Below are 12241 nucleotides of genomic sequence, written 5' to 3'. Positions count from 1 at the left end.
CGATCGGGAATCGCGCGGTCATCGCGGGCCGATGTCACGGTCGTCGTCGATGCGCCGCAACAGCGCATCGCAGCGTTCGCGCAGCGCGCGCAGTTCCGGCGAATCGGCGTCGAGCCGCTCGTGCTTGCCGCTGTCGGGATCGCGGTTCGCGACCGCGATGTCGTAGATTCCTTGCGCGATCGTCGCGGACGCGTCCGCGATCCTGACCCGCGCAAGCCATCCGCATTCGGCGTGATGGCACGCGAGCCAGGCGCGCTGCGCATCGACGACCTGATCGGTCGTGGGCCATGCGCCGGAACGCATGCGCGCGGCCAGCTGGTTCGTGACGAGATAGGAGAGCAGATCGGTCGTTTGATTCACACGAGGCTCCTTGGCGAAGGGTCGGGACGTTCGATCCGCGAGACGGGAAGGCGCCGGTGCGCCGATCGTCGTCCGGTCGCAGGGTCGTGAACCGCTTCGCCGGCTCGCGGCGCGTGCCGGCGGCGGTTCGACGCGCCATCGTCGCGCAAGCGGCGTGCCGGCTGGCGGGTACCGGGCACGGCGCATGCGCACCGGGCCGACGGGTGCGCGGCGATTACGCGGCGCGCATTTTTTGCATCGTCAGCGCAGACAGGCACAGGAGGCCGCCGTGCAAAATCGACAGGATGCCCAGATCCGCGACCCGTATCGCGGGCACGAGATACGCGTGTGGGCGCGGCGCAACGACAGCGGCACGTGGCGCGGCGAGGTGCAGGTGTATGTCGGCGACGAGCGCCGCGAGCTGCTCGTGCCGGCGGCCGACGGCCCCGACTGGATGACCGAGAGCGAAGCGCTGCGCGCGGGCGTCGAGCGCGGCCGCTATCTGGTCGACAAGCACATCGATGACGATTGAGTCGCGCGGCCGCCGCGCGCCGGTCTGGCGGGGGTGTGGCCGGTCGTTCGCGGCTTGACGAAACCGACGGTGATACGGCGCAGGGGCCGCCGGCGGAGCAGGCGTTTCAGGGCCGCGCCGCAATCTCGTCGAGATGCCGCAGCAGATCGGCCGGATCGTCGTACACCCGCAGCGCGCCCGCTCGTTCGAGTTCATCGCTGCCGTATCCGCCCGACAGCAGCCCGACGCCGAGCGAGCGGCAGCGGGCAGCGGCCAGCATGTCCCAGATGCTGTCGCCGACCACGACCGTGTGTTCGATCGGCACGTTCAATTGCGCGGCGGCCGTCAGGAACAGGTCGGGGTCCGGCTTCGCATACTTGACCTGGTCGCGCGTGACCACGACGCTCTTCGCCGGATCGACGCCGAGCGCCGCGAGATTGATGGCGGCCGTTTCCATCCGCCCGCTGGTCGCGATCGCCCAGCGAATCCCCGCCGACGACAGCGCGGCCAGCAGTTCGCGGGCACCCGGCAGCGGACGAACCTGCGCGCGCAGCCGCTGGTACGCGGCCGCATGCAGCCGGGCGAGCCGTTCGACGCGCTCGGCGTCGATATCGCCCGCCGTCTCGCGCAGCAGCTGGTTCAGGAACAGGCCGCCGCTCATGCCGATCTTGCGGTGGATGCGCCACACGGACAGTTCGATGCCTTCGGCATCGAGCGCTTCCTTCCACGCGAGCACGTGCTGATAGACGCTGTCGACGAGCGTACCGTCGAGATCGAACAGAAAAGACGTTTCAATGCGCACGGGAATCTCCTGGCTGGAAAGGGTTCGGGCGAACGGGTCGCGAGAAGCGTGTCCGCACATTATCGGCGCACGGCCATGTCATGACCATGTCCCGCGGCCGTCTCGTACCACCTCGCGCCGCGCCGTGTCGTGCGCCGCTGGTACAATCGCCGCGATCGCCGGGCCGGGTTCTCCGCGCCGCGCGCCCCCAACCCTCGTCTCGTCGATTCCAGGTATGGCCACACCGGACGCCGTCAGTTCCAAGCACTCGTGGTGGGGTGTACTGACCCTGGCACTCACCGCCTTCATCTTCAATACCACCGAATTCGTGCCCGTCGCGCTGCTCAGCGCGATCGGCGACAGCCTGCACATGCAGCCGACCGACGTCGGCCTGATGCTGACGATCTACGCGTGGGCCGTGGCCGTCGTGTCGCTGCCGTTGACGCTGGCCACGCGCCATGTCGAGCGCCGCAAGCTGCTGATGGGGGCGCTGCTGGTGTTCATCGGCAGTCATGTGGTGACCGGCGTCGCGTGGAATTTCGCGGTGCTGATGGTCGGCCGGCTGGGCATCGCGTGCGCGCATGCGGTGTTCTGGTCGATTTCCGTGCCGCTGGCCGTGCGGCTCGCGCCGAGCGACCGGAAAAGCCGTGCGCTCAGCCTGCTGGCGATGGGCACGGCGATCGCGATGGTGGCCGGCATTCCGCTCGGGCGGGTGGTCGGCGAGACGTTCGGCTGGCGGGTCACGTTCCTGATCATCGCCGGCGCGGCGGGCGTCGCGTTGCTGCTGCTGCGCGCGACGTTGCCGGTATTGCCGAGCCAGGGCGCCGGGTCGCTCAGCAGCGTCGGCGTGTTCCTGCGCAAGCCCGCGCTGGTGGCGCTGTACGCGATCACCGTGCTCGTCGTGTCCGCGCATTTCACGTCGTACACGTACATCGAGCCCTTCGTCCAGGGCGTCAACCATGCGAGCAGCAGCCGGATCACGTATGTGCTGATCCTGTTCGGCATCGCCGGCATACCGGCCGCGATCTGCTTCAACCGTATCTATCCGCACCGGCCGGACGATTTCCTGCTCGGGTCGATCGTCGCGCTGGCGGGATGCCTGCTGATCCTGTTCCCGTGCGCGCTCAATATCGTCACGCTGTCCGTGCATACGCTGGTCTGGGGCGGGGCGATCGTCTGCTTCGGGCTGGCGATGCAGGCATGGGTGCTGAAGCTGGCGCCGGAGGGAACCGACCTCGCGGTGTCGATTTTCTCCGGGCTGTACAACGTCGGCATCGGCGCCGGCGCGCTGATCGGCAACCATATCGCCAGCGACTTCGGGCTGGCGTGGGTCGGCACGTTCGGCGGCGTGGTCGGCGCGGTTGCGGTCGGGATCGCGTGGCTCGCGTTGCGGCTGCATGCGAGGCAGGCGGTGGCGTAGCCGATGCCGGGTTGCGGCGGGCGGCATGTTGCATGTGGCGCAGGCGGCCACGGCCCAGCCTCGCGCGTCGCCGGTCATGCAACCGGGTAACCGCCGTCGGCGACGAGCGCATGCCCTGACACATAGCTGGGATCGTCCGACGCGAGGAACGCGCCGATCGTTGGCCTCTCCTCGGCGTCCTGCCGGTGTCGATGCGGCAAAGGCCAGTTGCGCGTCTTGCGACGGCCAGGTGCCGCGATGATGGAACGGCGTTTCGATCCACCCCGGGCACAGTGCGTTCACGCGCACGCGTCGCTTGAACCGTTCGATCGAAGCGGTCTTCAAATCGCCGCAAGACACGCGGCAAGCCGACATAATGCGGCATCATCATGTTGCCGACGCACCCGCATTCGGTGCCCGATATTCGACTGGAGACCGTGTATGCCGATACCCCGGATTGAAACCCGCGACGCGATGGGCGACCCCGATGTGGTCTATCTCAACCCGGATCACGTGCTGTGGATGTCGCAACCGACCGCGGCGCAGCGCCGGCCGGGCGGCACGGCCATTCGCGTGGACGACCGCGTGAAGGGCGGTGCGTTGCTGATGGCCGACAATCCGCCGCCCGCTCGACTGCTGCAGGATCTCGGGCCGTTCGTGACGGTGACGCTGGCGAACCCGTCGTCCGACTATCCGGACGGTCTCGTTCACATACGTGCGCAGGCGATCGTCAAGATCGCGCCGGACGACCCCGACAAGCCGCTCGCCGAGCGCACGCTCGGCTGGGTTCACGTTCAGGACGGCTCTGCTTTCAAGGTCAGGGATTACGCCGGCGTGGCCGCGCAATGGCAGGCGTCGATGGCGGCTGCCGGCCGCTGAGCGGGCCTTCACGTCTGCGCCATGACGCCGCGGCCCGCCGTGCCGCAGTTGGCCGGCCGTGGTTCTTCCCGGGAAGCCGGCTGCCATGCGTCGTGCGCCGGGGCGAACTGCCCGGGTGTCGGCGGGCCGTGCGAAGCATGAGCCCGCTCGCTGTCGGATTCGACGCGAGAGACGCGCCGCATCGATCAGCCGAGTAACATGGCGCATCGTGACGAACCGGTGCTCGTTCGGGCCTTCGTCGCGACAGCGCCCGTCGAAGCGCTCGATGCGGGTGTTCTCCAGCGGCTTATCGAGGAACCGTCCGTCATGAACCTTTCCGCGTCCGATATCACGCCGGAAGAACTCCGGCTGTTCGGCGACATCGTCGCCCGCCTGGAAGCGCTGGGGCCGGTCGTCGACGTGAGGACGGTCGTGCTGCCCGCGATCACGCAACTGCTCCGCGCCGATTTCGCCGCGTCGTTCGACTGCGACGAACAAACCGGCCTGTGGCGCAACGGGTTCTCGTACAACGTCGATCCGTTGCAGATCGCCCGGTACGAAGCGTGGTTCCAGCATATCGATCCGGTCACGTCGCAACTGTGCGCGCGCCGCGTGGCGACCTGCGTCGACGAGGTGGTGAGCCGGCGCGAGCTGGAGCAGACCGAGTTCTACAACGATTTCCTGTGCCGCGACGGCATGCACCACGGCATCAATGTCTACGCGTTCGACGGCGCGACCCACGTGGGCGACCTGCGGATCTGGCGGGCGCAGGGGCGGCCCGATTTCACCGAGCGCGACAAGCTGCTGCTGAACGGCATCGAGCCGTTTTTCCGGCGCGCGCTGCTGCGACGGCGCCATGCGTGCGCGGGGCTGACCGAGCGCGAGAGCGACGTCGCGCGGCTCGTCGCCGCCGGCTATCCCGACAAGGACGTCGCGCGCACGCTCGGCATCGGGCTGTCGACGGTCCGCACGCATCTGCGGCGCGTGATGGCGAAGAAGGGCGTCGCCAACCGCGCGAGCCTGGCGGCCGCGCTGGCGTAAGCGGCAGCGTGGCCGTGCGGCCGTCGGCCGGGGTCATCCATTGTGATGATGGGCGTCAAAATCGGCTCGCCCTACCGTGTGTCGATCCCCCATGACGAGGAACGACGACGATGCCCACCCTGGGAACCCTGACGCTCACCGAAGCCCGGAACGCGATCCTGCGCCGGGAGTTTTCCTGTGTCGAATACGCGTACGCCCTGATCGAGCGGCACGCACGCTGGCGCTACCTGAACGGCTTTACCTGCGTCGACGACGCGCGGCTGCTCGCCGAAGCGGCCCGCTGCGACCGCGACTTCGCGACGTCGGCCGCCCCGCCCGTGCTGCTGGGCCTGCCGATCGCGATCAAGGACAACATCGACACCGCCTGCCTGCCGACCGGCAACGGCACGCTGGCGCTGCACAACCGCGTGCCGCCGCAGCACGCGCCGGTCGTCGCGCGGCTGCTGGCGCACGGGGCGCTGATCGCGGGCAAGGCGAACCTGCACGAGCTGGCCTTCGGCGTATCGGGCAACAACCGCGTGACGGGCGCGGTACGCAACCCGTACGACTTCAACCGGATCCCGGGCGGCAGCAGCAGCGGCTCGGGCGCACTGGTCGGCGCGGGCGTGGTGCCTGCCGCACTCGGGACGGACACCGGCGGCTCGGTGCGGATTCCGGCGGCGCTGTGCGGCGCCGTCGGCCTTCGCCCGACCGTGGGGCGCTACCCGTCGGCTGGCGTGGCGCCGATTTCGCGCACGCGCGACACCGTCGGGCCGATCGCGCGGTCGGTCGAGGACATCGCGCTGCTCGACGCGATTCTGTCGGGCACCGGCACCGGCGCGCCGACGGCGATGCCGACGCGCAGCGCGACGCGCCCGGTGCGCCTGGCGGTCCCGAGCACGACGTTCTGGCGCGGCCTCGCACCGGATGTCGACGCGGTGGCGAATGCCGCGGTGGCGAAGCTGGCGCAGGCGGGATTCGAGTGCGTCGACCTTGACCTGAACGACTATCCGGGGTTCTTCGACGACGAACCGGCCGTCATCGCGATGTATGAATTCCGTTCGTCGATGCACGCGTACCTGGTCGAGAACGGCTACGACCTGTCGGTCGACGATATCGTCGCGAACGTGGGAAGCCCGGACGTCGCGAAGATCGCCCGTCATATCACCGGCCCGGACGGTATTGGCGAAGCGGCTTATCGCACCGCGCTCGACCGCCGGACACGATCGCGTGCCGCGTATCGGCAGTGCCTCGCCGACAGCGGCGCCGATGCGCTGGTCTTTCCGACCACGATCGCCGCGGCCTGCCCGATTCCGTCGGGCGACGCGATGATCCTCAACGGCGAAACCGCTTCGGTGTTCTCGACCTACATCCGGAATACCGAGCCGGGCAGCAATGCCGGCGTACCGGGCATGACCGTCCCGGCCGGCCTGACGGCGGCCGGGCTGCCGGTGGGTCTCGCACTGGATGGGGCGGCCGGCGCCGATCGCGAACTCATCGCGGTCGCGCGGGAGGTCGAGCGGGTGCTCGGGCGGTTGCCGGCGCCGGACGACGGGTACGGGGTGGAGGGGCGGCTGGCCGGCTACCCAGGTGGCGACGGCGCGTCGTGACGCGTGATCGGCCAGGACGCTCGGCGAGTCGATCGCGACCGGACGCGATCGACTCGGCTGTCGCGTTCGTGGCCGCGCGCCGGTGCGGCTGCCGGGGCCACGCCGTCGTAGTACCCGGCCGCGGTCAGTACCTGCGTTGTCGGATCGATTGCCATTTCGTCGGCAATGAAAATGGTCACGGCCTGCTGCGTCACTATCGCAACGTTCGCGAGCCGATGCACCGGTGCTGCCATTTGGATCACCGCACTGAAACCCTTGCGACCCATCAGGAAAACCCTGATGCGGCCCGGTGAAGTCGCGCTTTGATGCCGTGGCCGGCGCGACGGCCGGCACCGTTCCTGCGTCCGGCACCCCGCGTCCCGAGCGGCTGCTTTCCCCAGATCCAGCATGGCTTCCAGACCATTCTGGCTGTCATTGAGGGTATGACATGTCGCGGAATTCCAGTGATAACCCGCGATTTCAATACCTCTCAGGTATTGAAAAGCCCGCCTAAAAGTATTGGACGCTCGATCCGGCCGAGACGTATAAATCGCCTCAAGAACTTCACCCCCACGGCGTGCCCCATGTCCTCCGTCACCATCGAACGCATCGAAACCCGCCTCGTTGACCTGCCGACGATCCGCCCGCACAAGCTGTCGGTGGCCACGATGTACGGCCAGACGCTGATGCTCGTGAAGGTGTTCTGCAGCGATGGCGTGACGGGGCTCGGCGAAGGCACGACGATCGCCGGCATGGCGTACGGCCCGGAAAGCCCCGAGGCGATGAAACTGGCGATCGACACGTATCTCGCGCCGGCAATCGTCGGCAAGGACGCAACGCGCATCCAGACGCTGATGGCGTTCCTCGGCAAGCTCGCGAAGGTCAACCACTTCGCGAAGAGCGCGCTCGAAACCGCGCTGCTCGACGCGCACGGCAAGCGGCTCGGCGTGCCGGTGAGCGAGCTGCTCGGCGGCCGCCGCCGCGATCGCCTGCCGGTTGCGTGGACGCTCGCGTCGGGCGACACGGCCACCGACATCGCCGAAGCCGAGCGGATGCTCGACCAGCGTCGCCACAACGTGTTCAAGCTGAAGATCGGCGCGAAGGCGCCCGATACGGATATCCGCCACGTAGCCGAGATCAAGAGGGCCGTCGGCGATCGCGCCTCGGTGCGCGTCGACGTGAACATGGCTTGGAGCGAAACACAAGCCGCGCGTGCGATTCCGGCGCTGGCCGATGCCGGCTGCGAACTGGTCGAGCAGCCGGTGGCCTCGGCCGCGGCGCTGGCGCGCCTGATGCGCCGCTTCCCGGTCGCGCTGATGGCCGATGAAATCCTGCAGGGCCCCGACAGCGCATTCGATATCGCGAAGCATCACGGCGCGGACGTGTTCGCGATCAAGATCGAACAGAGCGGTGGCCTGTTCGCCGCGCAGCGTGTCGCCGCGATCGCGGATGCGGCCGGCATCGAGCTGTACGGCGGCACGATGCTCGAAGGCGCGTTCGGCACGGTGGCCTCTGCACACCTGTTCGCGAGTTTCGCGAACCTGCAGTGGGGCACCGAACTGTTCGGGCCGCTGCTGATCACCGAAGAGATACTGACGCAGCCGCTCGATTACAGCGACTTCGAACTGACCGTGCCGGACGGCCCTGGCCTCGGCATCGAGCTCGACGAGGACAAGGTCAGGCGTTTCACCCGCGACGGGCTGACGAAAGTCGCGCGATAGATAACCCGAGCCAGGCAAAGGCCGTCGTTCCCCCTAATACACGTGGAGACACCATCATGAGCGTCAAAGTTTTCGATACCCGGGAAGTGCAGGAACTGCTGAAGGCCGCGTCGAACGCGGGCGCGAACGGCGCGAAGGGCGGCAACGCGCGCACGCAGCAGGTCGTGCTGCGGCTGCTCGGCGACCTGTTCAAGGCGATCGACGATCTCGACATCACGCCCGACGAAGTGTGGGCCGGCGTCAACTACCTGAACAAGCTCGGCCAGGACGGCGAAGCGGCGCTGCTCGCGGCCGGCCTCGGCCTCGAGAAGTATCTCGACATCCGGATGGACGCCGCGGACAAGGCGGCCGGCCTCGACGGCGGCACGCCGCGCACGATCGAAGGGCCGCTGTATGTCGCGGGCGCACCGGTGCGCGACGGCGTGTCGAAGATCGACCTCGACGCGGACGACGGCGCAGGCCCGCTCGTGATCCACGGCACGGTGACGGGCCTCGACGGCAAGCCGATCGCGGGCGCGGTGGTCGAATGCTGGCACGCGAACTCGCACGGCTTCTATTCGCACTTCGACCCGACCGGCAAGCAGAGCGATTTCAACCTGCGTGGCGCGGTGAAGACGGGGGCCGACGGCAAGTACGAATTCCGCACGCTGATGCCGGTCGGCTACGGCTGCCCGCCGCAGGGCGCGACGCAACAACTGCTGAACGGCCTCGGCCGCCACGGCAACCGCCCGGCGCACGTGCACTTCTTCGTCGACAGCCGCGACCACCGCAAGCTGACGACGCAGTTCAACATCGCCGGCGATCCGCTGATCTGGGATGACTTCGCGTACGCGACGCGCGAGGAGCTGATCCCGCCCGTGGTCGACAAGACCGGCGGCACGGCGCTCGGCTTGAAGGCCGACGCATACCAGGACATCGAGTTCAACTTCGTGCTGACGCCGCTGGTGCAGGGCAAGGACAACCAGATCGTCCACCGCCCGCGCGCAGCCGCGACGGCGTAACCGCCCGCCGGCGCGGTGCGAGTGCGCCGCCGCCGGCCGGGTTCCCCGAGATTCAACCGATTACCGATGCGAGCGTGCTTGCAGGACGCGGCACGCGCATGGGAGGAGCCAACATGTCCGCCACGATCGACCAGCCCACCGACCTGGATCACCTGCTCGCCACCGCCGTGCAGGACGACAAGGAAGCCGGCGTATTCCGCTGCCGTCGCGACATCTTCACGAACGCCGAGCTGTACGAACTCGAGATGAAGCACATCTTCGAGGGCAACTGGGTGTACCTGGCGCACGAAAGCCAGATCCCGGACAACAACGATTACTACACGACGTGGATCGGCCGCCAGCCGATCGTGATCACGCGCGACAAGACCGGTGAGCTGCACGCGGTGATCAATGCCTGCGCGCACAAGGGCGCGATGCTGTGCCGCCGCAAGCACGGCAACAAGGGCAGCTTCACGTGCCCGTTCCACGGCTGGACCTTCTCGAACACCGGCAAGCTGCTGAAGGTGAAGGACGAGAAGACGACCGAATATCCGGTGCAGTTCAACACGCACGGCTCGCACGACCTGAAGAAGGTCGCGCGCTTCGCGAACTATCGCGGCTTCCTGTTCGGCAGCCTCAGCGCCGACGTGCTGCCGCTCGAGGACTACCTCGGCGAAGCGCGCGTGATCATCGACCAGATCGTCGACCAGGCGCCGAACGGGCTCGAAGTGCTGCGCGGCAACTCGTCCTACATCTACGAAGGCAACTGGAAGATGCAGATGGAGAACGGCTGCGACGGCTACCACGTCAGCACCGTGCACTGGAACTACGCGGCGACGATGGGCCGCCGCAAGCAAGACGGCACCAAGGCCGTCGATGCGAACAGCTGGAGCAAGTCGGTCGCGGGCGTGTACGGCTTCGACAACGGCCACATCCTGCTGTGGACGCAGACGATGAACCCGGAAGTGCGGCCGGTGTATCGGCACCGTGAAGAGATCAAGGCACGTGTCGGCGACGTGCAGGCCGACTTCATCGTCAACCAGACCCGCAACCTGTGCGTGTACCCGAACGTGTTCCTGATGGACCAGTTCAGCACGCAGATCCGCGTGGTGCGGCCGCTGGGCGTCGACAAGACCGAAGTCACGATCTTCTGCTTCGCGCCGAAGGGCGAGAGCGAAGCCGACCGCACGACGCGCATTCGCCAGTACGAGGATTTCTTCAACGTGACCGGCATGGGTACCGCCGACGACCTCGAGGAATTCCGCGCGTGCCAGGCCGGCTACGCGGGCATCACGGCGATGTGGAACGACCTGTCGCGCGGCGCGCCGCTGTGGGTCGACGGGCCGGACGAGAACGCGCGGAAGATGGGGCTGAACCCGCGCATTTCCGGTGAGCGCAGCGAGGACGAAGGGCTGTTCGTGTGCCAGCACGAACACTGGGTGAACGTGATGCGCGATGCGCTGAAGAAGGAACGCGGGGAGGTGGCGGCATGAGCTTCGATTACCGGACCATTTGCGCCGCGCTGTATCGCGAAGCGCGCCTGCTCGACGATCGCCGGTGGGACGAGTGGCTCACCTGCTACACGGAAGACGTCACGTACTGGATGCCCGCGTGGGACGACGACGATCGGCTGACCGAGGATCACCAGAGCCAGATCTCGCTGATGTACTACCCGGACCGCGGCGGCCTCGAGGATCGCGTGTTCCGGATCAAGACCGAGCGCAGCGGCGCATCGACGCCCGAGCCGCGTACCAGCCACAACGTGACGAACGTCGAGGTGCTGGCCGAACGCGACGACGAGGTGGACGTGCGCTACAACTTTCACACGCTGAACCACCGCTACCGCGTGACCGATCACTTCTTCGGCACGATGTTCGTCACGTTGCGCCGTGCGGGCGACGCACTGCTGATCTCGTACAAGAAGATCGTGCTGAAGAACGACTACATCCGGCAGGTGCTCGACGTCTATCACGTCTGACACCCGTTGCTTTGTCATGAAAGGAAGGGGAGGTGACGCCATGTCCAGCTACAAGATTGCACTGAACTTCGAGGACGGGGTAACCCGCTTCATCGACTGCAAGGCCGGCGAGAAGGTGCTCGACGCGGCCTTCCGCGCGAAGATCAACCTGCCGATGGATTGCTCCGACGGCGTGTGCGGCACCTGCAAGTGCCGCGCCGAAAGCGGCCGCTACGATCTCGGTGACGACTACATCGACGATGCGCTCACCGAAGACGAAAGGGACAGCGGCCTCGTGCTGACCTGCCAGATGGTGCCGCAAGGCGATTGCGTGATCGCGGTGCCGACGTCGTCGGTCGCATGCAAGACGGGCCAGAGCGGCTTTGCCGCCACGGTGACGAAGGTCGAGCAGCACAACGACGCAGCCGTCGTGCTCGAACTCGACGTCGGCGCGGCCGCACCCGTGTTCCTGCCAGGCCAGTACGTGAACATCGTCGTGCCCGCGAGCGGGCAGCACCGGTCCTACTCGTTTTCGTCGGCGCCGGCCGATGCGAAGGTCAGCTTCCTGATCAAGAAGATCCCCGGCGGCGTGATGAGTACGTGGCTCGAATCGGCGCAGCCCGGCGACAAGCTGGAACTGCACGGGCCGCTCGGCAGCTTCTACCTGCGCGACGTGCAGCGGCCGCTGCTGTTCCTCGCGGGCGGCACCGGGCTTGCGCCATTCCTGTCGATGCTCGAGGTGCTGGCGCGCACCGGGTCGCGGCAGAAGGTGCACCTGATCTACGGCGTGACGCGCGATCTCGACCTGGTGCTGGTCGACGCGATCGAAGCCTACGCGGCGAAGTTGCCGAACTTCAGCTTCGCGACGGTCGTCGCGGATGCGGCGTCGAGCCATGCGCGCAAGGGCTGGGTCACGCAGCACATCCCGGCCGATGCGCTGAACGACGGCGACGTCGACGTGTATCTGTGCGGGCCGCCGCCGATGGTCGACGCGGTGCGCAAGTACTTCGACGACGAAGGCGTGAAGCCGCGCAGCTTCCACTACGAGAAGTTCACCCCCAACGTCACGGCAAAGGCGGCGTGATC

General features: G+C 67.5%; 12 protein-coding genes. 10 read left to right on the top strand and 2 right to left on the bottom strand.

The window, feature by feature from the left end; genetic code table 11:
• Positions 1–18: 18 nt before the first annotated feature.
• Positions 19–303 (bottom strand): hypothetical protein, encoded by a 285-nt coding sequence (locus ACPTTC_RS37095; RefSeq protein ID WP_423396572.1) that lies wholly within the window; start codon positions 301–303, stop codon positions 19–21.
• Positions 304–628: 325 nt separating this feature from the next.
• Between ACPTTC_RS37095 and ACPTTC_RS37090 the strand changes: the two genes are divergently transcribed.
• On the top strand, positions 629–871 hold the full coding sequence (locus tag ACPTTC_RS37090) for a DUF6566 family protein (protein WP_226200621.1): 243 nt from the start codon (positions 629–631) through the stop codon (positions 869–871).
• A 106-nt stretch (positions 872–977) separates the two neighbouring features.
• Here ACPTTC_RS37090 and ACPTTC_RS37085 read toward each other — a convergent pair whose 3' ends face one another.
• Positions 978–1652: an HAD family hydrolase gene (locus tag ACPTTC_RS37085; RefSeq protein WP_423396252.1), complete on the bottom strand. Its 675-nt coding sequence runs from the start codon at positions 1650–1652 to the stop codon at positions 978–980.
• Positions 1653–1866: 214 nt separating this feature from the next.
• On the opposite strand from ACPTTC_RS37085, the gene ACPTTC_RS37080 reads away from it, so the two are divergent.
• The 9 genes from ACPTTC_RS37080 to benC all read left to right on the top strand — a co-directional run bounded on the left by ACPTTC_RS37080 (position 1867) and on the right by benC (position 12239).
• The gene (locus tag ACPTTC_RS37080) at positions 1867–3051 is read left to right on the top strand and encodes a sugar transporter (RefSeq protein ID WP_423396251.1); all 1185 of its coding nucleotides are present in this window, start codon (positions 1867–1869) and stop codon (positions 3049–3051) included.
• Between the two features lie 420 nt (positions 3052–3471).
• Entirely contained in the window at positions 3472–3909 is a 438-nt protein-coding gene (locus ACPTTC_RS37075; protein ID WP_423396250.1) for a hypothetical protein, read from the top strand.
• A 306-nt stretch (positions 3910–4215) separates the two neighbouring features.
• Complete coding sequence (locus ACPTTC_RS37070; RefSeq protein ID WP_423396249.1) at positions 4216–4929, top strand: helix-turn-helix transcriptional regulator; 714 nt, start codon at positions 4216–4218, stop codon at positions 4927–4929.
• Between the two features lie 110 nt (positions 4930–5039).
• Entirely contained in the window at positions 5040–6518 is a 1479-nt protein-coding gene (iaaH, locus tag ACPTTC_RS37065; RefSeq protein ID WP_423396248.1) for an indoleacetamide hydrolase, read from the top strand.
• A 563-nt stretch (positions 6519–7081) separates the two neighbouring features.
• Positions 7082–8218 carry a muconate/chloromuconate family cycloisomerase gene (locus ACPTTC_RS37060; RefSeq protein WP_423396247.1) on the top strand — a complete coding sequence of 379 codons (1137 nt, stop codon included), beginning with the start codon at positions 7082–7084 and terminating at the stop codon, positions 8216–8218.
• A 56-nt stretch (positions 8219–8274) separates the two neighbouring features.
• Complete coding sequence (gene catA / locus ACPTTC_RS37055) at positions 8275–9219, top strand: catechol 1,2-dioxygenase (protein WP_423396246.1); 945 nt, start codon at positions 8275–8277, stop codon at positions 9217–9219.
• Between the two features lie 113 nt (positions 9220–9332).
• Entirely contained in the window at positions 9333–10691 is a 1359-nt protein-coding gene (locus tag ACPTTC_RS37050; RefSeq protein ID WP_423396245.1) for a Rieske 2Fe-2S domain-containing protein, read from the top strand.
• Positions 10688–11176 (top strand): benzoate 1,2-dioxygenase small subunit, encoded by a 489-nt coding sequence (gene benB, locus ACPTTC_RS37045; protein WP_423396244.1) that lies wholly within the window; start codon positions 10688–10690, stop codon positions 11174–11176. The genes ACPTTC_RS37050 and benB overlap by 4 nt, the downstream gene beginning before the upstream one ends.
• A 40-nt stretch (positions 11177–11216) precedes the next feature.
• On the top strand, positions 11217–12239 hold the full coding sequence (benC, locus tag ACPTTC_RS37040) for a benzoate 1,2-dioxygenase electron transfer component BenC (protein WP_423396243.1): 1023 nt from the start codon (positions 11217–11219) through the stop codon (positions 12237–12239).
• Positions 12240–12241: the final 2 nt, after the last annotated feature.

The sequence above is a fragment of the Burkholderia mycopellens genome (assembly GCF_964265025.1).
In the GTDB taxonomy this organism is placed as follows: Bacteria; Pseudomonadota; Gammaproteobacteria; order Burkholderiales; family Burkholderiaceae; genus Burkholderia.
Note: the sequence above shows the minus strand (reverse complement) of the source record. Positions and strands in the feature narration are given on the sequence as shown.